This is a genomic window from Limnohabitans planktonicus II-D5 (genome assembly GCF_001270065.2).
Classification (GTDB): domain Bacteria; phylum Pseudomonadota; class Gammaproteobacteria; order Burkholderiales; family Burkholderiaceae_C; genus Limnohabitans_A; species Limnohabitans_A planktonicus.
Window position 1 is genome coordinate 28,474 of sequence record NZ_LFYT02000016.1, and the last position, 22,438, is coordinate 50,911.

A 22,438-nucleotide genomic window follows, 5' to 3' on the forward strand; every position below is an offset into this window, starting at 1 on the left:
GAAGGCGCAATGACTGTGGGCCATATGCAATGACGGTGAGGTCGCTGCCAATGCAAGCGCCGACAGGAAAACAACTCAGCCCATGACCGACGCCCACAGCGCCAGCACCGCGTCGCGTTCCGCTGCCAGGTTGTCGGGGTCAACCTGGGTGGGCTCTTCGTTCAGGCGGGCGCGGTGTTGCAGGCGGCGCATTTCTCGGTAGGCGTTGGCAGCGGCCTGGCCCACGCCAGCAGGCAGCAAGCCTGCGGCTTCTGCGCGGATCAGCAAAGCAATGTTGCCCACGTTGTCGGCCAGCTCGGGGTGAGCGGCGGTGTGCAGCAGCACCAGGTATTGCACGGCAAACTCGGCGTCCACCATGCCGCCAGGGCTGTGTTTGACGTCGAAAAAGTCGGCTTTGACCGGGTGGCCCTGGCGCACGCGTTCACGCATGGCGACGATTTCAGCCTTCAGGCTGGCGGCGTCGCGTGGGGCGCTGATGACGGCGTGGCGCACGGCGTCAAAGCGGGGGGCCAGGCTTTGCAGGCCCATGACAAAACGGGCGCGGGTCATGGCCTGGTGTTCCCAGGTCCAGGCGGTGTTGCTGCCGCGCTGCTGCTGGTAGTCGGCATAGGCTTCAAAGCGGGTGACCAGCAGGCCTGAGTTGCCGTTGGGGCGCAAGGCGGTGTCGATTTCGTAGACATCGCCGTCGGCGGTTTTCACCGTCATCCAGTTGATCATTTTGCGCACGTAAGCGGCATAGATTTCCTGGGCGCGTTTATCTTCGTCGTCATACACAAACACGATGTCCAGGTCGCTGCCGTAGCCCAGCTCTTTGCCGCCCAGCTTGCCGTAGCCAATGATGGCAATGGCCGGTTCTTCGCGGTGGCGGTTTTTCAGGCGGTCCCAACACCAGCGGGCGGTCACGCGCAGCACGGCGTCGGCCAGGGCGCTCAGGTCGTCGGCCACTTGTTCGACGGTGAGCACGCCTTCCACGTCCCGCGCTAGCGTTCGAAACTGCTCGGCGTGGTGGGCACGGCGAAGCAAATTGAGCAGGCTTTCTTCGTCGTCTTCGCCGGTGCGTTGCAGGGCCGTCAGGCGGGCTTGCAATTCGCCTTCAAATTCGGCGGCATCAAAGCGGCTGTCAAACAGGTTGCCGCCGGCCAGCTCGTCGATCACGCCGGGGTGTTGCAGCAGGTAGCGGGCCGGCCACTTGGCCGCGCCCAGCAGGCGCAGCAGGCGTTCGTGCACCGAGGGGCGCTCGAGCATGAGGGCCAGGTAGCTTTCGCGGCGCAGCAGGGGTTCGATCCAGTCGACCATGCGCAGCACGGCTTCTTCGCTGACGCGGCCGTCTTGCAGCCACTGGGCGGTGCGTTGCAGCAGGCGCATCAGGCGGCCCCGGGCGTCGTCGCGCAAAGCTTGCACGCGGGGGTTGCCCGGCCATTGGGCCAGGCGCTCGCCAATACGGCCGGTGAACACACCGGCAATGCCGTCCAGCTCAGCGGGTTCGCGCTGGCCGTTTTTGCCGTTGCAGCCTTTGCACTCCCGGTCACCGCCCAGCAGGATGTCAAATTCTTGGGCCACCACTTCGCGGTGGGCGTCCAGGGCACTCAAAAACTCGCAGGTGTTGGCGTGGCCCAGGGTCTGGGCGATCCAGGCCAGGTCGGCATCGGCGGTGGGCAAGATGTGGGTTTGCTGGTCGTCCAGGTACTGGATGCGGTGTTCGACCTGGCGCAAAAACACATAAGCCGCGCTCAAGGCGTCGGCCGTGGCCTGGGGCATGAGGCCAGCTTTGGCCACGCGTTGCAGGGCGTCCAACGTGGGGCGGGTGCGCAGTTCGGGAAACTGCCCGCCGCGCACGACTTGCAGCAGCTGCACGGTGAATTCAATTTCGCGGATGCCGCCACGCGACAGCTTCACGTCGTTGGCGCGTTCGGGGTGGCCCGCGCTGCGTTTGGACGCGTGGTCGCGGATTTGCTGGTGCAAGGTGCGCAGCGATTCAAAGACGTTGTAGTCGAGGTAGCGGCGAAACACAAAGGGCAGCACCACGGCCCGCAGGGCCTGGGCCGAGCCGTTGACCACCGCGCTGCGCGGGGCGATGACGCGGCTTTTCATCCAGGCAAAGCGTTCCCATTCGCGGCCTTGGATGAGCAAGTAGTTTTCCAGCGCATCCAGCGAAACCACGCTGGGGCCGGAGTTGCCATTGGGGCGCAGGGCCAGGTCGACGCGGAACACAAAGCCGTGCTCGGTGGTGTCGCCAATCAGGGTGTACATGCGTTTGACGGCGCGGCTGAAGTATTCCTGGCACGAGACTTTGTGGCGGCCTTCGCTGTTGCCTGTGGTTTCGCCGTCTTCGTCATAGACGTAGATCAGGTCGATGTCGCTGGACACATTCAGTTCGCGGGCGCCCAACTTGCCCATGCCGATGATCCACATCTCGGCGCGCTGGCCATCGGGCTTGGTGGGCACGCCATGCAGGGCGTCCAGGTCGGTCATGACGTGTTGCCAGGCGATGTCAAGGGTGACTTCGGCCAGCCACGTCATGCTGTGGGTGACCACGTCCAAACTCGGGCGATGGTTGCAGTCCAGGCCAATCAACCGCTCCAGCGTGAGCTGGCGCAGCACCCGCAAGGAGGCGCTGGTGTCCAGGCCCTTGTCGCTCAGCGTCTTGAAGGCGGCGTACAGGCTGTCACGGCTGGGTTGGCCCGGGGGCAACAGGGCCAGCCAGTCGGCATAACGGCGTTGCAGTCGCTGCACAAAGCGGGAATACGAGGCCCCTGAATCGGGGAATGCACCAAGGCGCGATGGGTCACTGCCTGGGGTTGGACTGCCGGTCATAATTCCTGCTGACTTTCTGATTTAAAAAATTTGTGCTGTCTTCGACCCGATTTCCCCGTTTGAGCGCTGTGCTGGCCCGCTGTGGGCGGGCTGTGGGATGGGGTTTGCTGAGCCTGGGTCTGCTGCTGGGCATGGCCTGGGGGGTGCTGCATTTTTGGATTGTGCCGCGAATCAGCGAGTACCGCCCCGCCCTGGAACGCTTGGCCGGGCAAAGCATCGGGGTACCGGTGCGCATCGGTCAGTTGACGGCCGAATCGACCGGCTGGGCCCCTTCTTTTGAGTTGCGCGAGATTGAGCTGCTGGACACGCAGGGGCGCACCGCCTTGCGCCTGCCCCGGGTGTTGGTGGCCATCAGCGTGCGCTCGGTGCTGAGCCTGAGCCTGGAGCAACTGGTGCTGGACAGACCCGAACTGGAGGTGCGTCGCACGGCCCAGGGCCATTGGCAGGTGGCCGGGCTGGAACTCCAGCTCAGCCCACAAGGCGACAGCCAAAGCGCCGATTGGCTGTTTGCGCAGCGCGAGGTGATCGTGCGCGGCGGCACGGTGCACTGGACCGATGAGCTGGCCGCAAGATCCCCATCCTTGCCACAGACCGCCGCCCAAACCCTGGCCCTGCGCGAGCTGGACCTGGTGCTGCGCAATTCGAGTCGGCACCACGATCTGCGCCTGGACGCCACGCCGCCCGAGGCCTGGGGCGCGCGCTTTGTGGCCATGGCCCACATGCGGCGCGGCATTTTGTCGACCCACCCCGGACGCATGGCTGACTGGTCGGGCCAGGTGTATGCCTATTTTTCGCACGTCGATTTGCCCCAATTGCAGCAGCAACTGGGCCCACAACTGCAGCGCGCCCTGCCCCAGGGTCTGCAGATCCTCAGTGGACAAGGGGCTGTGCGACTGTGGAGCGATGTGGCGCTGGGCCAATGGACCGGGGGCACAGCCGATGTGAACCTGACGGATTTGCAGGTGAACGTGCAGGCGCAAGCAGCGACACATCTACAAGCGCCAGTGCCCGCCCCACCCCCCGTGGCGCGCAGCCCCTTGGTGTTTGAGCACCTTTCAGGGCGCGTGGCCGGACGGCTGAGCGCCAGCGGTTTTGAGGTGTCCACCCGCGACCTGGCCTTGGCCAGTTCACACATCAGCGCGCACGACCTGGCCTGGCCGGGTGGCAACATGGCCCTGGCCTACAGCTACCCCCAAGGCAGCACCCCGGCACGGGGCCGTTTGCAGGCCGACCATCTGGACTTGCAGGCCCTGCGTGAGGTGGCCCTGCACCTGCCCTTGCCCGAGGTGTTGGCCACATCCCTGGCCCAGCACGAGATCAGTGGCGAATTGGCCGCCTTGCAACTGCGCTGGCAGGGCGACTGGCAAGCGCCCAGCACCTACAGCGCTCAAGCCAGCCTGAACCGCCTGCACCTGCCGCCAGGGGCATTGGATATGACCCATGGCTCTGGGCATGCCCAAGGTGCCTTGAGCGGGCCAGCTCAACCAGCTTCCACTTCCGCATCAACCGCAGCGACCAGCCCCACCACAGCCACGGCACCACTGCCAGCCTGGCCAGGTCTGCGCGGCGCACAAGTCAAGCTGGACCTGAGCGAAGCAGGTGGTCGTGTGCAGCTGAACATGGGTGAGGGCTCGGCCCTGTTTCTGCCCGGCGTGCTCGAAGAGGCCGAGGTGCCTGTGCGCAGCCTGAAAGCCGACGCCACCTGGAAACGATTGAACGCGCGCTGGGACGTGCCGCAGTGGCAGCTCAAATTTGCCAATGCCGACCTGCAAGGCCAATGGCATGGCCAGTGGCACAGTGCCCCCCAGCTCAAAATGCCAGGACCCGCCCATGTACCCAAGCAAAAACAAGCCCCAGGGCCGGCCCCGGAGCAAGGCGCAGGCGTGCTGGATTTGCAAGGCCAGTTCACGCAAATCCATGCAGCCCGTGCCCACCGCTATTTGCCCACCATGCTGCCTGTGCAGGTGCGCCACTATGTGCGCGATGCGCTGCTCAAGGGCAGCTACAACAACGTGCAGGTCAAGATCAAGGGCGATGTGTCGCGCCTGCCCTTTGCCAACGCCAAAGACGGCGAGTTCCGTATTGCCGGGCGGCTGCGCGATGTCGATTTTGACTATGTGCCTGCGGCCTTCACCCCCGCTTCCGTCCCGCCCAAAAGCTTGCCCTGGCCGCGCCTGACAGGCCTCAGTGGCCAGCTGGTGTTTGACCGCCTGGGGCTCAAGCTGTCCGATGCGTCAGCACGCTTTGGCGAAGGCCGCGCAGCGCCCGTGCTGAGCGGGGGGCAAGCCGAGATCGCTGACCTGTTGCACAACGCCACGGTGAATGTGTCCCTGGACAGCAAAGGCCCGGCGACCCCGATGCTGGCGGCGGTGCAACAGTCGCCGCTGGATCGCCTGCTGGGCGGCGTGCTGCACGAGGCACAGGCAACAGGCACGCTGCAAACCCGTCTGAAACTCAGCCTTCCACTGCATGACCTGGCCACCAGCAAGGTGCAAGGCAGCGTGCAACTGGCAGGCAACGATGTGCGCCTGATGCCCACCACACCCCTGCTCGGCAAGGCACAGGGCACGCTGCAGTTTTCCGAAAGCGGCTTTACCCTGCAAGGCGTGCAAGCACGGCTTTTGGGCGGGCCGGTGCGCATTGAAGGCGGCATGCGCCCGGTGGCCGACAACACCGGTGAGCCTGCCGTGCTGCTGCGCCTGCAGGGCCAAATCAGCGCCGAGGGCCTGCGCGAAGCCAAGGAGATGCCCTTGGCGGGCCTGCTGGCCCAACACGCCAGCGGCAGCACCAGTTACAACGTCACGCTGGGCTGGCGTCACGGCCAACCCGAGGTTTCGCTGCACAGCACGCTCGAGGGTCTGGCGCTGAAGCTGCCCACGCCGCTGGGCAAGACAGCCGCCAGCAGCTTGCCGCTGTCGCTGCGCACCCAGGTGCTGGGCCAAGGGGTGGGCCAAGGGGGCCAGCTGCGCGACCAAATCCAGCTGGAGCTGGGGCGTATCGCTTCGGTCCATTACCTGCGCGACCTGTCGGGCCCGGCTCCGGTGGTCTTGCGCGGCAGCTTGAGCTTGGGCACCACGGCCGCACCGGCGCAGGCGACAGCCCCGGCTCCGGCCTCATCCCAAACCCTGGCCCAAACCCTGGCCCAGGCCCTGCCCGATGCGGGCGTCTTGGCCACAGTGGCACTGGACAAGTTGTCGGTGGACGAGTGGCAAGCGCTGTGGGCCGGGGCAAGAAGTCCAAGCAGTGCGACTGTGGCGTCTGTCCCTTCTGCGGGGTCAAGCGCCACCGCTCCTCCCACCGTACCCCCCGCCCTGCCCGCTGACATGCAAAGTTATGTGCCCACCCGCATCACACTGCAAGCGGGCACGCTCACGGCCGATGGGCGCAGCTTGCACCAGGTCGTGGCCGGGGCCACACGCGAGAACCTGACCTGGCGGGTCAACCTAGACGCCCGCGAACTGAGCGGGCATTTGACCTATCGCCAGGCCACCGAAGAACAGCCCGGCCAGTTGTATGCGCGGTTGGCTCGGCTGAACCTGCCGCCCTCCAGCGTGGTCGACGTGGAATCCTTGCTGGAATCCCCGCCCGTCAACCTGCCTGCGCTGGACATCGTGGTCGAACAGCTGGAATTGCGCGGCAAAAAACTCGGCCGCGTGGAGATTGAAGCCGTCAACAGCGCCCCCACCCGCACGCGCAGCAAATTGCAGCCCGAATCGGTGCGCGAATGGCAGCTCAACAAATTCAACCTGAGCGTGCCCGAGGCCACGCTGCGCAGTTCCGGTAAATGGCTCACAGCGGCCGACGGCAAAAGCGCTCGCCAAACCGAGATGAATTTCCACCTGGACGTGAACAACGCGGGTGCCCTGCTCACGCGCCTGGGCACCCCCGAGGCCTTGCGCGGGGGCAGCGGCCAGCTCGAAGGCCGCATCGGCTGGCAAGGTTCTCCCCTGGCGCCGCATTACCCCAGCATGAACGGGCAATTCGCCATCAAGATGGGGCGCGGCCAGTTCCTCAAGGCCGACGCGGGCGCGGCCAAGCTGCTGGGCGTGCTGAGCTTGCAGGCTTTGCCCCGGCGCTTGTTGCTGGATTTTCGGGACGTGTTTTCCGAGGGCTTTGCCTTCGATTCGGTGCAAGGTGACGTGCGCATTTTGCAAGGCATCGCGCACACCCGAAACCTGCAAATCAAGGGCGTCAACGCGGTGGTGCAGCTCGAAGGCCTGGCCGACATCGCCCACGAAACGCAAAAACTGCATGTGCTGATCCTGCCCGAGCTGGATGCGGGCACGGCGTCTTTGGTGGCAGGCATTGCGGTCAACCCGGTGGTGGGCCTGACCTCGTATTTGGCGCAGCTGTTTTTGCAAACCCCGCTGACCCGCGCCAACACGCAGGAATTCCTGATCGACGGCAGCTGGGCCGAGCCCCGCGTCACGCGCCTGGAAACGCCCGTGCCCCCCCCCACCTCCACACCGCGCACGCCATGAAGCACCGGGTGCTCGATTTTTCTTGTCTTTCAGGAGCCCGCCCAGCTGGCCATATTGCGCCTGCAGTCCGCAGGCGTTTCGCTTGCAGGGCAAGCGCCTACAGAACACCCTCTTACAGATCACACACCTGTATGACAAACCTTGACGCTGGGCACGACCTTCGACCCTCACCGGATCGCAGCCATGCGTGACAGGCTGGGCCATCTTCTGCGCAGCGCTCTGGCGTCCTGGACCGCCACTGACAGCGCATCGCCTTGGAGCTTGAGGCGGCGCTCTTTGTGGGCGGCGCTGATTGCCCTGGTGATTGCCGTGCTGGTGACCCTGGTGTGGCTGGCCGGGCGCTATGAGACCAGCCAGGTGCAGGCCGAGCTGGAACGCGACGGTGCCGATGCGGTGAGTGATTTGCGCAGCAGTCTGTCGCGCCATGTGCAGGCGCTGCAGGCCCTGCAATCGGAGCCTTATGCGTTGAGCGCGTGGTTGCCTTCGGCGCTGGGCCTGTTGCGTGAAAACCGCGATTGGCTGCGGGTGGAATGGCGCGACCCACGCTGGCAGTTGCTGGCCCACGCCGATTCGCCGCTGCGCGCACCGGCTTTTGAACGCACGCCGCGCAGTGAGGTCGCCAACGACGCGCTGCAGGCCTGCCAGCGGGCGCAGCGTTTCAATGGCCCTTCCTATTCGAACACCTATTACCTGCCCCAGTCCGACGGACTGGGCATGGAAGTGATGGAGCTGTGCTTGCCACAAGTGCAACTGGGCCAATTGGTGGGCTTCACGGTGGTCACCTACGGTCTGCAAGAGCTGTTGGCTGAACGCGTGGGGACCGCTTTCGGGCGGCGCAACGAGGTGTCGTTTGTCGAGCCCGATGGCACACGGCTGGCCATCACCGGTGCACAACGCCGGGGTTTGCGCATGTTCACCACCCAGCAACTGCTGGATTTGCCGGGCCACACCCTGGTGCTGCGCATGGACGGGCGGCGCGCCGAGCCGGACCTGTTTCCCAACGTGCTCACCGCGCTGGTGACGGGCATGTCGATTGCGCTGATCACGGTGATGGTGCTGCTGGTCAAGGACTCGCGCCGGCGTCTGAAGGCCGAGCGCGACCTGGCCGAGGCCCTGGCTTTTCGCAAAGCCATGGAGGATTCGCTGGTCACCGGCCTGCGCGCGCGTGACCAGCAAGGGCGCATCACCTATGTGAATCCGGCGTTTTGCCAGATGGTGGGCTGGGAAGCCGAAGACTTGCTGGGCCGCAACGCGCCCATGCCCTATTGGCCCCCCGAGATGGTGGACGAATACCAGCAGCGCCAGGCCATCCGGCTGGCGGGCAATGCACCGCCGCGTGAAGGCTTCGAGTCGGTGTTCATGCGCCAGGACGGCACGCACTTTCCAGTGCTGATCATCGAGGCACCGCTCATCAGCGTGCAAGGCGAGCAGACCGGCTGGATGGGCGCGGTCATCGACATCAGCGAGCAGCGCCGGGTGGAAGAACTTTCACGCGCCAGCCAGGAACGCCTGCAGGCCACCGCCCGCCTGGCCACCGTGGGCGAGATGGCCTCTCTGCTGAGCCACGAGCTGAACCAGCCGCTGGCGGCCATTGCCAGCTATGCCAACGGCTCGCTCAACCTGCTGCGCGACCCCGGTGCACAGCCGCAAACCCTGGAAGACGTGCACATGGCGCTGCGCCGCATTGCCGAGCAGGCAGGCCGGGCGGGGCGCGTGATCAACAGCGTGCACGACTTCGTGCGCCGCCGCGATCAGGCCCGCGAAGCTGTGGCCCCGCAAGCCTTGCTGGACGCGATTGCACCCTTGGTCAACCTGCAAGCGCGCAAGCTGCAAGTGCGGGTGCTGACACGCGTGGAGCCCAAACTGCCCGCCTTGTGGTGCGACCGCACCATGGTCGAGCAGGTGCTGCTGAACCTGGCGCGCAACGGCATGCAAGCCATGGACCACCCCGATTGCCCCGAGCGGGTACTGGTGGTGCAGGCCAAACGCACACATTCGAATGCCCAGAAAAGCTGGGTCGAATTTGCCGTGACCGATGTGGGCACCGGTATTGATGCAGACGTGGCCACGCAGCTGTTCACCCCGTTTTTCACGACCAAAGCCGAAGGCATGGGCCTGGGCCTGAGCCTGTGCCGCACGGTGGTCGAACAGCACGGCGGTCACCTCGAATTTGAAGCCCAGCAACCCAAAGGCACCGTCTTCAGATTCACCCTGCCAGTGGTCGCCCCGTAAATTCTTGATCCAGTACGTTGAAGTTTGAAATGGGTGTGAGCCATGTCCTCTCGCAGGCCAACGTCGGACTCTGCGAGTGCCGACCTACGAGATGTTATGGTGCGAAGGCAAATGCCGCCTTGTAGGTCGGTGGTCAAAGACCCCGATAACGGCATGCGAGCCAATGTGCTCCGCAACGAGGCTACTGGCCTGCATACAACGTCGGACTCTGCGAGTGCCGACCTACAAAAGATGGGACTTCGCAGGTCGGCACTCGCAGAGTCCGACATTTTTGGTTTCTGCACAGGCCCCCGTCGGAGTCTTCGACCACCGACCTGCGCGACAGGCATCTGGTGCCATTTTGTGCAGGCGCCCGACGCGCAGACCCCCCGCCCCCGCCCTTGCCCTTGCCGCTCAGCGGCTGTAAGCCAGGCCGGAGGCCACGCCGCCAAACAGATCGCCTTCCACCAGCGGTACGCCCGCAAATTCGCTTTGCAAGGCACGTTGAAAGGTGCGCAGCGCCGAAGACCCGCCGGTCAAGTAGATGGCGTCGATCTGCTGCACTTGCAAACCGGCACGCGCCACACAGTCACGCGCACACGCCACGGTGCGTGCCAGCAAGGGGGCCAGATGGGCTTGCATGTCGGCCACGCCCAGGGGCGCTTGCAAATCACGCGCCAGGCAGCTCAGGTCAATGGCCGTGTCGGCATCTGACATAGAGCCGCGAATTTTGGCCTGCTCGACCTCATGCGCGATGTGATGCCCGTGCCGCTCGCTCAGCACCTGCATCAGGCGCTCGTGCAGACGCAGGTCGGTGTAATTGCTGCGCAGGGTTTTGGCATGGGCGATGGCCTTGGGTTGGTATTGCCAGTGGATCAGGTGCCAGGTCGACAGGTCAAAAAACACCCCGCTGGGCACTTCGCGCAGCCCGGGGCCGATGTGCCGGTAACCCAGCAAGGGCATGACCTGCTCCAGGCTCAGCTTCTGGTCGTAATCGGTGCCGCCAATGTGCACACCTGTGGTGGCCAAAATGTCGGCGCTGCGGTCGGCCTGGTGCATGCGCTCAGGCCCCAGTCGCACCACGGTGAAGTCAGACGTGCCTCCCCCTAAGTCCACCACCAGCACGGTGCTGTCTTGGGTCAAGCGTCGTTCGTAATCCAGGGCTGCGGCAATCGGCTCCAGCTGAAACGACACGTTTTCAAAACCCACGGCTTGCGCCGCCTGGCGCAGCGAGGCTTCGGCCTGTGCGTCGCGCTCAGCGTCATCGTCCACAAAGTGCACAGGCCTGCCCATGACCACCTGGGTGGGCGCAAAGCCCAGCGCCCCGGTGGCGCGTTCACGCAGCGCCGTCAAAAAAGTGCCGATGATGTCCTGGAAGCTGATGTGCTGGTGGTTGATGAGCGTGGTCTCTTGCAGCAAAGGGCTGCCCAGCAGGCTTTTGAGCGAACGCATCAAGCGGCCCTCGGTGCCCTCCAGATAGTGGCCAATGGCCTCGCGCCCGAAGTGCGTGCTGCCCTCTTCGGCGTTGTAAAACACGGCGGTGGGCATGGCCAGGGCCTGGCCTTCCAATGGAATCAGACGGGCCTTGTCCTGCGGGTTGGCCCAGGCGATGGCCGAGTTGGAGGTGCCGAAATCAATGCCGAGCGTGCCGGAAAACGTGGGGGTCATGAGCAAAACAAACGAAGCACGGGCCGGTGCTGCAAAGCGGAATGCAGCAACGCCCAGCGGACGCCCTGCATTTTGAGGACCGGCGATTGTGCCACCTCAAGGCACACGGCCCGCCGTGGCAGCGGAGTAAATGGTGGAAAATCAGGACTCATTTCTATTCCACCCTCATTCCCCATGACCGAAGCCACCCAGCGCCCCGAATTGCCCGATCACCTGTCCATTGACGCGCGCAGCCCTTTTCACAACCGCGCCGTGTTCGAGCACGACATCGGCATCCGCTTCAACGGCAAAGACCGCACCGACGTCGAGGAATACTGCATCAGCGAAGGCTGGGTCAAAGTGCCCGCAGGCAAAACGCTGGACCGCAAAGGCCAGCCGCTGCTGATCAAGCTCAAGGGGCAGGTCGAAGCGTTTTACCGCTGAGGTGTTCAGAACCTGCATCAGCTGCAGGCGATCCAATACAGCTGGAGCAGGACGCTAAGGACCCGCCCCAGCGAGGCATCACCAGTCTTTATCTTTAGGCTTTTCAGCCGCTGGTGCACTGGTTTTTTCAGCAGGCGCACTCGGCCTGGCTTTGGGTTTGTCGCTTGAGACGGCGGCATGCTGACTTGGATCTGCAGGCTTGGCATGCACCTTGCCCCTGACCTGCAAGACACCTGGCTCAACGCCATCGAGTTTCACCTTGACGCTGGTGAGCTGACCGTATGACATTTTTTCAGTGACCCGAGTAACGATCACATGGCAACACTCCGTCTCCATGTTGCCCAATGATTGACCGGTTTGCGGATCTTTCAGTTCCTTGCCCAGCTTGACCAACTTGTACTGACCGCCCTCCACCACTGCCCCTTCCCCTTGGCTCAGGACCACCGACTCACCGTCCATGCTCACCACCGAAATCGGAAAGGTTTTTTGCATGATGGACTCTGTGGCCTTCTTGACCACTTCGGATTGCACATTGGCGACCGATGTTTTTTCATTGATGGAAGCCCCCAATGTCGTGGGTGATACGCTCGGGAAATCTCCTTTGAAGGTGTCAGACAGCATCACTTGACGGGTAGTCAAATTCACCAAGCGTTGCGTGATGGACCAGCTGCCAGAATAACTGACCAATTCCCTGTCAGATGTTTTCAGCTGACGAGCCATCCTGTCATACGACAAGGCGTTCACTGCCCCCACCCAAATCACGTCTGCGCTGAGCGCTTGGTTCAGTTTGGCCAAATCATTCTGATGGGTTTGACCGCTACCGATCATCATCAATTCACTCTCGATCTCGCTGTTAAAGTCGCGATCGAGCACCGTGAAACGCCCTGTTTTGGTCAGTGACTCGATGATTTGCTGCCGAATCGGCTCCAGCACTTCATGGGCGGGTACGTTTCGCCCGCCAATGTTGAAGCTTTGCTGCGTTGATTTGATCGGTGCCACAACAATCTTGACTTTTGCAGCATCGACAGGTGCTTTGAATTTGGCAATTTTTGCGGTGATGTCCACCACATACACGCCGCCATTGCTCTTAGGAGGCGTCAATTTGTCAACCTTGAATGTCGAGACCACGCCATTCGATTGCGTCACCACCGACTCAGCAAACGCTTGACTGTTCAGCACTTCAGTGGCCTTGACAGAATCCGAGCCATTTTTGCTCTGCACGTCCAGTTGTGCTGTGGCTTTGGCAGAAATGTTGACGCTGGCCGACGATGCATCCACCGCAGTGCCATTCACCTGCATGACGGCCGATTTCAAGGCCTCACTCACTGCAGCTGAGGGTGTCAAGCCTGTGCCCGTGGTTTTGACTTCCACTTGTTCGACTTTTCCCACATCAGGGGTATTTGTCAGATTCGGTTTGTCGCTGTCGACTTTGACCTCCTCTTGTTTTTTGTCACCGCACGCGACCAAGACCACCGACAAGATGACCCATGACATCCAATTTTTCATAAAAAAAGAGTGCCGTCACTGGCACTCTCTCCTGCTTTTTTTTGATTAAACAAGACCAGCCAATGATTTGGTTGGATCTTCGCTAGGTGCCGGAATTTTGTTTTCCTTGGCATAGGCTGCAACCGCTTTGTAGGTGGCCAGCAAGTTCTTGGTGTCTTCGGGAACACGAGGAACGATGGCAGCCAGAGCCAAAGCCGAAGCACCGATCGAAGTCACGCTGGGTTTGAATTCCTTCACATCCTTGATGAACACGATATAGGCCAAAGAGCCTGCGGCCAAACTCAAATAGCCATCACCCATTTGTTTTTTGGCCGCATCGTCCAATTTCAAATTCTTGTCTGCTAATTTTTCCTGAATCAGTTTGGAGCTTTCAGTTTGTACTTTCTCAGCCTCTTTGATTGCGTCTGTGGTGGCACCTGTTTTCATGTTGGCGGCGTTTGAAGCAGCTGCATCAGCCGCTTCTTTCATACCCAAAGCTGTCAGGATTTTCGAATTTGCATTCAAGATCGCTGCTGTGCCCACGAAATATTCAGCCAACAATTTATCTGGTGCTGGGCCAGAGCCACCACCCCCACCACCCAACAGGCCGCCCAATCCACCGAGTCCACCCAGTTGAGCATTCGACACCAACGAAAATGTGGCTGCAAATGCGAATGCAATGACTTTCTTAAACATCTGATTTCCCTTTTTTAATCACTTGATTCCATTGTTGTTCAGCTGGGCAATGATCTCTCGACTTGCTACCTCAGCGCCTTTTTTGAGTGCTGCAGTTCTGGCGGCACCATCATCAACACCCAAACTTGCTTGTTGAACGGGAGGCACCGACGCAATCTCGCGTGGAATATTCCCCTCAACACCTAAAACACGGCCAGAGACTTCCACACCAATACGCCTCATGCCAGAACTTCCATCTACCGAACCCAAACCCACATCTATGGTTGCAATCACCAAAAACTTGATTTTTTCTTGTGATGCTTTGAGTGTCTTGAACACATTTCTCAATGTTGTTGGGGAAATGTCATTACCATTTGCATAATCTGCATTGATGCTTTTGATATCGGCTTCAGTCAACACAAAATCAGAATCCAGAGCGACAAATCCAGATTGCGTGAAGATGGACGTCACAGCAGGTTTATAACCCCCCATTGGCAAAACCTGGTAACCAATTTCATCTGATTTACTGGTCACACTGCCACCACTTTCCCTCTTTACTGTGGCGTTTCCATCCATTCGTGCATTCACTGATTTACCAGTGTTGGTGGACACTTGATTTCCCGAAATTTTTTCGCCTTCGGTTCCGCTGACTTTCGAGTTCGCATTCACTTCACGTTGAACACTCACCTGATTGATTCTGACCACACGGTCATCAAATTGCTTGACGCTGTTGGCTTGACGGGCCGTGAACAAATAAACAATATTGGATTTCTCACCCTCTCCTGACATGGTTGCTGCAGTGCCTTGTTTCACCAAATTTTTCAATCTGGCTTCATTCAGCTCCACCCTGACAGTCACTTGGTATCGTTTTGTATCCTGCATCACCTGTTCGGATAAAACGGCTGTGTTTTGAACCAGTCTTTCGAGTGCTTTTTCTATTTTTTCACGACTGCTTTCGAACACTTGATCTTGCGCTTCGCCTTTTTCGGAAAAATAGCGCTCAATCGCATTCATGGAAGCGGCCGTGATGGCTCGCTCTTTATCGTCTCCCGTGAGTGTGGTTTGAAATTTGATGCTTGCACCACCTTTCAAATTCACATATTGCGCATTCACGCTGAATGACAGCATAACTGCCGCCATTAAAAGTATAAATTTTTTCATTTAATTTCCTTTTCCATCCAACAGATTGCTGACTTTTTTCATTTGTTCCGATGTTTTTTCTGATCCAGTGGCCACATTGACCCATTTGTAATCTCGACTTTTTAATGCAATCGAGAATTTCTTGAACAGACCATTGATGACATCGTAATATGCAGGATAGTCATCCTGCGTGATCTTGTTTATTGGGCTGATGGATACTGCGCCGTTTCTAAAAACCGACTCCAGGAAAACTGTCTTGCTGAATGGCTCAATCACCTGAATTGACGCATTAACACCATAAATATATGAAACTTCAGAATTTGTTTGCTGCTGCTTGGCCTTGGCCAATTTATTGACTTCAACATTGAAAATATAGTCACCATCACCAATTTTCAATTCGATTTGCTCGCCTGTATCTTCCAGCTGCATGGTCATCACCCCAACGACGCTGTTAAATTTGGCAGGCATCAAAGAAATGCTGGTTTGGCCAGACAATTCGCTGGCCAGTGCATCAGCCACGATGTCTTTGACTGCTGAATCATTGCTTCTGATTTCTGCTGGGAATTTATCCATAGCCTCAGGCTTGATCGTGATATTTCCAATCTGGAAGATCTTGTCGGTTTTTTTATCTAAAATTGCATTTGAAATCTTGTCCACAAACTGTGATATCAGTCCTTCTTTTTTCGATGTGTATATATTTTCCCTGATTAAATTTAATATTTTTAAATTAGAAGGTTGCTGTTGCCCTTCTACGGCATCAAAGATTGCCAGATTCAATGGATATGTTTTGATTATTTTTTTCCCCTTGTAATCAAATAACAAGGCGTCACCGCGAAGATTAACAAATATTTTCCAGTAATCACCATAGTTTTCTACGAGTACCGTTTCAGCTGTCATTACCAGGACAGCATTCAAAGGCGAGTCTTCATTTTTTGTTGAAAATGTTCTGCCAGTTACAATATTGAAGTTTTTACCTTCAATATTTTTTAATCTTTTTACAATCTCTGTTGAAATGGATATATTGGATTTTTTGAATTCTTTTTCAAGATAACTTGTATAGTGAAAACGATCTTCTTTATTGGCGTGATCTCCAGCGTATGCGAATCCTGCGATCAGCATTTCCTGTCCTGAATTTTGAGCCATGATGGCTTTTGCACAAACAATTATTAAAAAGCCAATGAAGGTTTTTTTTATGATTCTAAAAATATGCATTTTTATAAATTTTGAATAACAAAGAGCTACAATAGTGTAACACCTTATGTTTACAATTTTATTGTTTCTGCATCAATTTGAATTCTTAAGAACCCGAAAGATTCACCCATGTTTGACTCCAGAGCCCTGACCACATTCACACTCCTTGTCGCAACTTTGAGCGGCTGCCAAACCGCCCCGCCCCTTCCTGTTCCGGTGGCCATCACCTCTATACAAGACAGGTTTGATGGACCTGGGGGGACTGCTGTGCATGATTTCGTCAACGCCAGCAATGCCTGCCAACGCGAGACTTCACGCATGAACCAGTACAACAACGCACCCGTGATCCCGACCTGCAGCTCGGTCATTCGTTGCCTGGCGGGCAAGGGCTATGTCTCCAGCCCATCGGGCAAATTTGATGCGGAAGAACTTCGCATAGGCGCAACTTGCACGGCCCAATGAGGTCTTGATTTGGCAAGCTGTTTGGCCCCCCTTTATTGAGACTGCGCCCTGCCTGGCGATCCGCTGTCATCTCAGGCTGCGTGCAGGGGTCACGGCATATCCTCCAAAAGTCAGCATGTGCCACGCCTGCGCGATCGTCACCACAGTCGGCAGCCTGGCCAGCCAGACTTGGCCCGAACCTGAGTGGCACTGAGCATTGCGCCTGATGGCGCTCACCCTGATCAGCGCTGCAGCGGTCAACGAACTCGAGCATCAGTGGGCACAGCCCCTCCCCGATTGATCCGGCCCCATGAAGTTTGCACGGCCCGTCATCTGTATGAGCGGCGCCTTCGCCGCGATCCACCCTCTCAGTCCAACACCCGTCGCCCAGGCGGGGGCACCCAAACTTTCCGAACCGCTTTCCCAATAATCCAATCGCTCGATCTTTGCTTCAGACTTCAAAGGGCCGCATCCATAGACATGCAAAATGCGCAATGCCATGCGCTTTTCGACCTCGGCATCGATTTCGATAAGCTCAAGGCTTTGCGCGACCGATTGGCGCGCTGGCTCGCAGGCGAATGTCTGCTCGGCACGATCGCGCAGGCGGGTTTGCCCAAGAAACTGCGCGCACCAGAAGTAATGGCATGAACAATTCCGACAAAAAACTCCCCCTCGAAGGCCTGCGCGTCGTCGAGTTCACCCACATGGTCATGGGCCCCACCTGCGGCATGGTGCTGGCCGACATGGGGGCCGAGGTCATCAAGGTCGAGCCCATCGAGGGTGACCGCACACGGCATTTGCTGGGCTCGGGCGCGGGTTTTTTCCCCATGTTCAACCGCAACAAAAAGAGCATCCAACTCAACCTGCAGTCACCCGAAGGCGCCGAGGTGGCTCGCCGCTTGTGTGCCACAGCCGATGTGGTGGCCGAGAACTTCAAGCCCGGCTCCATGGCCAAGTACGGCCTGGACTACGCCAGCTTGTCGGCCAGCAACCCCAAGCTGATTTACGCCAGCCTCAAGGGCTTTTTGCCGGGGCCGTATGACCACCGCACAGCGCTCGACGAAGTCGTGCAGATGATGGGGGGCCTGGCCTACATGACCGGGCGTCCGGGCGATCCGCTGCGTGCAGGCACCAGCGTGAACGACATCATGGGCGGCATGTTTGGTGCGATTGGCGTGCTGGGCGCACTCATCCAGCGCGGCATCACCGGGCGCGGGCAAGAAATCCAGTCGGCCTTGTTTGAGAACAATGTGTTTTTGGTGGGCCAGCACATGCTGCAGTACGCCATCACCGGCAAGGCGGCCGAGCCCATGCCCAACCGCATCTCGGCCTGGGCGGTGTATGACGTGTTCACGGTCAAACACGGCGAGCAAATCTTTTTGGCAGCGGTGAGCGATGCGCAGTGGGCCACTTTCTGTGACGTGCTCGGCTTTGCAGACCTGAAAGCCGATGCGCGCTACTTTGACAACAACGCCCGCGTGTCTTTGCGCGCCGAGCTGATCCCCGAACTGCGTCGTCGTCTGGAGGCCTTCACGGCGGCCGAGCTCACAGCCATTTTTGAACAAGCCGGTCTGCCCTTTGCGCCCATCGTCAAGCCTGAAGAACTGTTTGACGACCCGCACCTGCAAGCCACCGGAGGCTTGGCAGATGTGCGCCTGACCGATGGTGCCAAAGCCGGGCAAAGCGCCCCTGCCGCCTTGCTGCCTTTCACCATGGATGGCCAGCGTTTGGGGGTACGTCGCCAACCACCCCATCAAGGTGAAAACACCGACGAGCTGCTGCAGGGCCTGGGCCTGAGTGCTGCAGAAATTGATGAACTGCGTACTCTGAAAGCAGTAGCTTGAAACTTGTTTTCTTGCTAATCCCCTCGTTGCCCCTCACAATCGCCGTATGTCCATCCAGGTTTTGATTTTCGGTATTCACCTCGCGCGCAGCACGCGGGGCAAGCCCTGCGCTCCGCCGCAACTGGGCTGAACCTTTCCTTGTAGGTCGGCGGCTTCAGCCCCGACTTGTGGGTGCTCAACAAGCACCACTTCGGATTTGAAGGTCGACCTACAAAAGCCCCGTTTCCTTTGACCGATTTCAATTCGGGCCGCGCTCAATCAGCAGTGCGGTCCCGATCCTTGCTGGAGATTTTCATGACCGATCTGTTTGACAACCCCATGGGTTTGTGTGGTTTCGAATTTGTGGAGTTCGCCTCGCCCGTGGCGGGCATGTTGGAGCCCCTGTTCGAGATGATGGGCTTTTCGCTGGTGGCCAAGCACCGCTCCAAAAACGTGGTGCTTTACCGCCAGGGCGACATCAACTTCATCGTCAACCGCGAACCCAAAAGCCTGGCCGGCTACTTTGCAGCCGAGCATGGGCCTTGCGCCTGTGCGCTGGCGTTTCGGGTGAAGGATTCGCACAAGGCGTATGAACGCGCACTCGAGATGGGTGCGCAACCGGTGGAAGTGCCCACCGGTCCGATGGAGTTGCGCCTGCCCGCCATCAAGGGCATTGGTGGTGCACCGCTGTATTTGATTGACCGTTTTGAAGACGGCAAGAGCATTTACGACATCGACTTTGAGTTCATCGAAGGCGTGGACCGCCACCCGCCGGGTCACGGCTTCAAGATCATCGACCACCTCACGCACAACGTCTACAAAGGCCGCATGGCGTTTTGGGGTGGCTTTTACGAGAAGATTTTCAACTTCCGCGAGATCCGTTACTTCGACATCCAGGGTGCCCACACGGGCCTGACCAGCCGCGCCATGACCGCGCCCGATGGCCTGATCCGCATCCCGCTCAACGAAGAGTCTGGCAAGACCGGCGGGCAGATCGAAGAATTCCTGATGCAGTTCAACGGCGAAGGCATCCAGCACATTGCGCTCTTGACCGACGACCTCTTGAAGAGTGTCGATGCCTTGCAGATGGCAGGGGTTCAGCTCATGACCGCGCCCAACGACATCTATTACGAGATGCTGCAAGAACGACTGCCTGGCCACGGCGAGCCGGTGCCCGAATTGCAGGCGCGTGGCATCTTGATGGACGGATCGACGGCCAATGGCGACAAGCGTTTGCTGCTGCAAATTTTCAGCCAGACCCTGCTCGGCCCGGTGTTCTTCGAGTTCATCCAGCGCAAAGCTGACGAGGGTTTTGGCGAGGGCAACTTCAAGGCTTTGTTTGAAAGTCTGGAGCGCGACCAAATCCGCCGCGGGGTGATTCAAGTCGACAAGCCAGCCCTCCATTGATCCAGCCTCGTAAAGGCTTCCATCTTCATACCCGTCGTAGGTCAGCGGCAAAAGCGCCTACATGGACCTGAGCCGGAGCGGTCAAGCGTCGGACTCTTCGAGTACCGACCTACGAAGGCTTTTGTAGGTCGGCGGCAACAGCGCCGACATGGGCCTGTGCCGGAGCCACCCATGTCGGAGCTGGAGCTACCGACCTACGGGGGACACGGTATGCGTAGGTCGGCGGTCGAAGACCCCGACGTTTGGCCTGATGGACCACCTTTGCCTGTAGCCAGCGCTTTGAGCTAGGCGTGCAACGTCGGACTCTTCGAGTACCGACCTACGAAGGCTTTTGTAGGTCGGTGGCAACAGCGCCGACATGGGCCTGTGCCGGAGCCTCGATGCAAGATGGAATGAACAGCGCGCTCTGACGCTTTAGGGTCCTTCTGGGACGGTGGCGCCTGCGGGCCATTCGTACACCGGCGCAAAGCCACCGCCCGGTGTTCTGAAATTGGTGGTCTGGCCCTGATAGACCCGGGCGGCCGACCACAACACCTTGGCGTCATACACATACTGGCGCACGTCGAATTTCATCACCCGTTCGCTGCCCGGATCACCCGGGATGCGCATCTGCCCGGGCGTCACCCTGTGCTGCGCGATGTAACCCCCTGCGGCAATGTCTTGCCAAACCCGGTGTGTGAGCTTGTCGCCCCGATAGGCCGCACGCCCGCCATAACCTGCAAAGGGCTTGAAAAACAGCTGCTTGCGCTGGGCCCACAGGCGCTCAGCATTGGAGACGTCCACCGTCTCGGATTTGGGAATCATCTCCAGCAAGGCCTGCTGGTGCTGGGGTGGCAGCGCCAGCCTTTGCAAAAATGCCGCATTCGACAGCAGCCCCAAATTGCGTTTGTCGGCATACAAGGCATGCGCCCGGGGGTGAGGCGTCAGCACAATGGCCTGTCGTTGGTAGGCCTGACGCAAGGCTGCACAGTCGGGGCTTTCGAGATAAAAGTCCGTGAGCCGGTTGTACACCAGATCAATGGTCACATCGCCTGCACGCAACACCCCCTGGTCGTAGCGCAGTTCAGCCGGATCGGCAATCACGGTGCGCAAGCCATGCTGCTCAAACAGGTATTTGAAAAGCAGGAACTCCGGGTACAGGTATTGCGCTTGCGGCTGCTCGTCCACAATGGCCACCGTGCGCAGGGGCCGGGGCATCCTGGCCAGCGCCCATTCCTGCTGGAACATCTGGACAAATCGCGTTTCGAGCGCATGCACAGCTTGCGCTGTGGGTATGAACGGGGCCATCTTGTCGCAGCAGGCCCGCTGAGACCGCGCCAGCACCGCATTGAGCATGGCCCCACCGGCGTTGGTGTTGATTTCGATCAGGCCCATGCCCGCGTCGGACACATGAAAGTCATAGCCCAGAAACACCCCTTTGGCACCGCCATCCGACCAGCTGGCAATGTGAGGCGCCCGCGCCAGCACGGTTTGTTGATAGATCGGATGGGCAACGGCCGCCTCCACCGCTTCGATCAGCGCCTGCATGCGCTGCAAGTGGGCGCTGGCCACAAACACCGGGGACGCTGAAAACAGGTAGTCGCAACGCTCACGCACCAGCGCAAACACCTCCGGGTGGCCCATCTCCTGCTCCAGGGCATGGCAGACCGCATCCCGGTCCAGGCTGACGCAAAAGGAATCCTGAATCATGAAGCTCCGATCAGTGACAACAGCTGTGCATTGTTGAGCAACTGGCCATCCACCAAAGTGTCTGAACGAACCGACAGGCCCAGACGGTCTGACCAGTATGGGAACTTTCCATCAGAAAGGAGCACGTCATGCACCTGTATACCCGCAGCGTCCACGTCAAAAACGATGCATCCATCAGTGCAGCCATTCGTTTTGCCACCGAGGTGTGTGCCTACGTGAACAAAACCTACAGCACCAAAATGCGCTTTGGCATTGAGGCTTTCGGTCACGCCAAAGTCCATTGGTTCATGGACTTTGACAGTGTGGATCAGTCCCTGGCCATGCACCAGAAAATGTTGCTGGACCACGATTTCCAGTCTTTGCTGGGCAAAGGCAAAGACCTGTGGGTCGAAGGCAGCTTGAAAGACCGTTTGGTGAGGATGGTGCCATGAACCTGTCGAGCCTGTGTCAACGTGACATCCTCTCTGTCAGCTCTGAAGCCTCGGTGCAAAAAGCCGCCGAACTCATGCGCGTCAACCATGTGGGGGCCTTGGCCCTGACCGACCCGGAAGACCCGGCCCGCGTCGTGGGGGTGGTGACCGACCGCGATCTGGTGGTCAACTTGCTGGCGCAAGGGCGCTTACCGGGCGAGCTGCCTGTTGGGGCATACAGCCATGCACAGCTCATTGGCGTGCCCGGCAGCGCGACGGTTCATGAGGCGATTGCGGCCATGCACAAGCACGGCGTGCGGCGTGTGTTTGTGACCGAACCCAATGGCCGCTTGTTGGGCCTGCTGTCCCTGGACGATGTGCTCAAAACGCTGGCCGAAGACCTGAGCGGCCTGTCTCAGGCGCTGCGCATGGGCATCGACCTGGAAAACACCCGCACCTCGCCCATGTTCAACCCCAACGAGCTGGGCGGGAACATGTATCTGGCGCAGCACGAGCCGTGACCTCATCGGCTCGAACAAGCCCCACGTCGGGGTCTTCGACCACCGACTTACAAGTGCGA

Annotated in this window: 16 protein-coding genes; 9 read left to right on the forward strand and 7 right to left on the reverse strand. The window is 59.4% G+C overall.

Features of this window, described 5'->3' with window-relative positions:
* Positions 1 to 75: 75 nt before the first annotated feature.
* Positions 76 to 2,814 carry a bifunctional [glutamate--ammonia ligase]-adenylyl-L-tyrosine phosphorylase/[glutamate--ammonia-ligase] adenylyltransferase gene (gene glnE, locus H663_RS33115; RefSeq protein ID WP_053172943.1) on the reverse strand — a complete coding sequence of 913 codons (2,739 nt, stop codon included), beginning with the start codon at positions 2,812 to 2,814 and terminating at the stop codon, positions 76 to 78.
* A gap of 32 nt (positions 2,815 to 2,846) precedes the next feature.
* Here glnE and H663_RS33120 point away from each other — a divergent pair, with 32 nt between their 5' ends.
* The gene (locus tag H663_RS33120; RefSeq protein WP_053172945.1) at positions 2,847 to 7,295 is read left to right on the forward strand and encodes a YhdP family protein; all 4,449 of its coding nucleotides are present in this window, start codon (positions 2,847 to 2,849) and stop codon (positions 7,293 to 7,295) included.
* A gap of 183 nt (positions 7,296 to 7,478) precedes the next feature.
* Positions 7,479 to 9,527, forward strand: a complete 2,049-nt coding sequence (locus H663_RS33125) for a sensor histidine kinase (protein ID WP_083451185.1) — start codon at positions 7,479 to 7,481, stop codon at positions 9,525 to 9,527.
* 393 nt (positions 9,528 to 9,920) lie between these two features.
* On the opposite strand, the gene H663_RS33130 is transcribed toward H663_RS33125, so the two are convergent.
* Positions 9,921 to 11,174: an Hsp70 family protein gene (locus H663_RS33130; RefSeq protein WP_053172947.1), complete on the reverse strand. Its 1,254-nt coding sequence runs from the start codon at positions 11,172 to 11,174 to the stop codon at positions 9,921 to 9,923.
* Positions 11,175 to 11,348: 174 nt separating this feature from the next.
* On the opposite strand from H663_RS33130, the gene H663_RS33135 reads away from it, so the two are divergent.
* On the forward strand, positions 11,349 to 11,597 hold the full coding sequence (locus H663_RS33135) for a DUF3297 family protein (RefSeq protein ID WP_053172949.1): 249 nt from the start codon (positions 11,349 to 11,351) through the stop codon (positions 11,595 to 11,597).
* 78 nt (positions 11,598 to 11,675) lie between these two features.
* Here H663_RS33135 and H663_RS33140 read toward each other — a convergent pair whose 3' ends face one another.
* Genes H663_RS33140 through H663_RS33155 form a run of 4 tightly spaced genes read right to left on the reverse strand, consistent with a single transcriptional unit; the run spans position 11,676 to position 16,040 of the window.
* Positions 11,676 to 13,091 (reverse strand): CsgG/HfaB family protein, encoded by a 1,416-nt coding sequence (locus H663_RS33140; protein WP_053172951.1) that lies wholly within the window; start codon positions 13,089 to 13,091, stop codon positions 11,676 to 11,678.
* Between the two features lie 57 nt (positions 13,092 to 13,148).
* A complete protein-coding gene (locus H663_RS33145; RefSeq protein ID WP_053172953.1) occupies positions 13,149 to 13,778 on the reverse strand; it encodes a hypothetical protein in 630 nt (209 codons plus the stop codon).
* 18 nt (positions 13,779 to 13,796) lie between these two features.
* Complete coding sequence (locus H663_RS33150; RefSeq protein WP_133240021.1) at positions 13,797 to 14,918, reverse strand: hypothetical protein; 1,122 nt, start codon at positions 14,916 to 14,918, stop codon at positions 13,797 to 13,799.
* Positions 14,919 to 16,040, reverse strand: coding sequence for a hypothetical protein (locus tag H663_RS33155; protein ID WP_133240022.1), 1,122 nt, complete (start codon positions 16,038 to 16,040; stop codon positions 14,919 to 14,921).
* Between the two features lie 177 nt (positions 16,041 to 16,217).
* Here H663_RS33155 and H663_RS41335 point away from each other — a divergent pair, with 177 nt between their 5' ends.
* The 4 genes from H663_RS41335 to hppD all read left to right on the forward strand — a co-directional run bounded on the left by H663_RS41335 (position 16,218) and on the right by hppD (position 19,759).
* Positions 16,218 to 16,550: a hypothetical protein gene (locus H663_RS41335; RefSeq protein WP_133240023.1), complete on the forward strand. Its 333-nt coding sequence runs from the start codon at positions 16,218 to 16,220 to the stop codon at positions 16,548 to 16,550.
* 459 nt (positions 16,551 to 17,009) lie between these two features.
* On the forward strand, positions 17,010 to 17,177 hold the full coding sequence (locus H663_RS33170; protein ID WP_205872725.1) for a hypothetical protein: 168 nt from the start codon (positions 17,010 to 17,012) through the stop codon (positions 17,175 to 17,177).
* Positions 17,174 to 18,373 carry a CaiB/BaiF CoA transferase family protein gene (locus tag H663_RS33175; RefSeq protein ID WP_053172964.1) on the forward strand — a complete coding sequence of 400 codons (1,200 nt, stop codon included), beginning with the start codon at positions 17,174 to 17,176 and terminating at the stop codon, positions 18,371 to 18,373. Before H663_RS33170 ends, H663_RS33175 begins: the two co-directional genes overlap by 4 nt.
* 294 nt (positions 18,374 to 18,667) lie before the next feature.
* Positions 18,668 to 19,759 (forward strand): 4-hydroxyphenylpyruvate dioxygenase, encoded by a 1,092-nt coding sequence (gene hppD / locus H663_RS33180; RefSeq protein WP_053173616.1) that lies wholly within the window; start codon positions 18,668 to 18,670, stop codon positions 19,757 to 19,759.
* Between the two features lie 414 nt (positions 19,760 to 20,173).
* Here hppD and H663_RS33185 read toward each other — a convergent pair whose 3' ends face one another.
* Positions 20,174 to 21,448 carry a hypothetical protein gene (locus tag H663_RS33185; protein WP_053172966.1) on the reverse strand — a complete coding sequence of 425 codons (1,275 nt, stop codon included), beginning with the start codon at positions 21,446 to 21,448 and terminating at the stop codon, positions 20,174 to 20,176.
* A 128-nt stretch (positions 21,449 to 21,576) separates the two neighbouring features.
* On the opposite strand from H663_RS33185, the gene H663_RS33190 reads away from it, so the two are divergent.
* Both H663_RS33190 and H663_RS33195 read left to right on the forward strand, forming a co-directional pair.
* Positions 21,577 to 21,879, forward strand: coding sequence for a hypothetical protein (locus tag H663_RS33190; RefSeq protein WP_053172968.1), 303 nt, complete (start codon positions 21,577 to 21,579; stop codon positions 21,877 to 21,879).
* The gene (locus tag H663_RS33195) at positions 21,876 to 22,379 is read left to right on the forward strand and encodes a CBS domain-containing protein (protein ID WP_053172969.1); all 504 of its coding nucleotides are present in this window, start codon (positions 21,876 to 21,878) and stop codon (positions 22,377 to 22,379) included. Before H663_RS33190 ends, H663_RS33195 begins: the two co-directional genes overlap by 4 nt.
* Positions 22,380 to 22,438 lie beyond the last annotated feature (59 nt).

Coding starts and splice junctions, on each gene's coding strand:
- H663_RS41335 (WP_133240023.1), top strand. CDS start 16,218: ATGTTTGACTCCAGAGCCCTGACCACATTCACACTCCTTGTCGCAACT.
- H663_RS33155 (WP_133240022.1), bottom strand. CDS start 16,040: ATGGCTCAAAATTCAGGACAGGAAATGCTGATCGCAGGATTCGCATAC.
- H663_RS33140 (WP_053172951.1), bottom strand. CDS start 13,091: ATGTCATGGGTCATCTTGTCGGTGGTCTTGGTCGCGTGCGGTGACAAA.
- H663_RS33150 (WP_133240021.1), bottom strand. CDS start 14,918: ATGAAAAAATTTATACTTTTAATGGCGGCAGTTATGCTGTCATTCAGC.
- H663_RS33170 (WP_205872725.1), top strand. CDS start 17,010: ATGCAAAATGCGCAATGCCATGCGCTTTTCGACCTCGGCATCGATTTC.
- H663_RS33190 (WP_053172968.1), top strand. CDS start 21,577: ATGCACCTGTATACCCGCAGCGTCCACGTCAAAAACGATGCATCCATC.
- H663_RS33130 (WP_053172947.1), bottom strand. CDS start 11,174: ATGACCCCCACGTTTTCCGGCACGCTCGGCATTGATTTCGGCACCTCC.
- H663_RS33125 (WP_083451185.1), top strand. CDS start 7,479: ATGCGTGACAGGCTGGGCCATCTTCTGCGCAGCGCTCTGGCGTCCTGG.
- H663_RS33135 (WP_053172949.1), top strand. CDS start 11,349: ATGACCGAAGCCACCCAGCGCCCCGAATTGCCCGATCACCTGTCCATT.
- H663_RS33145 (WP_053172953.1), bottom strand. CDS start 13,778: ATGTTTAAGAAAGTCATTGCATTCGCATTTGCAGCCACATTTTCGTTG.
- hppD (WP_053173616.1), top strand. CDS start 18,668: ATGACCGATCTGTTTGACAACCCCATGGGTTTGTGTGGTTTCGAATTT.
- glnE (WP_053172943.1), bottom strand. CDS start 2,814: ATGACCGGCAGTCCAACCCCAGGCAGTGACCCATCGCGCCTTGGTGCA.
- H663_RS33185 (WP_053172966.1), bottom strand. CDS start 21,448: ATGATTCAGGATTCCTTTTGCGTCAGCCTGGACCGGGATGCGGTCTGC.
- H663_RS33175 (WP_053172964.1), top strand. CDS start 17,174: ATGAACAATTCCGACAAAAAACTCCCCCTCGAAGGCCTGCGCGTCGTC.
- H663_RS33195 (WP_053172969.1), top strand. CDS start 21,876: ATGAACCTGTCGAGCCTGTGTCAACGTGACATCCTCTCTGTCAGCTCT.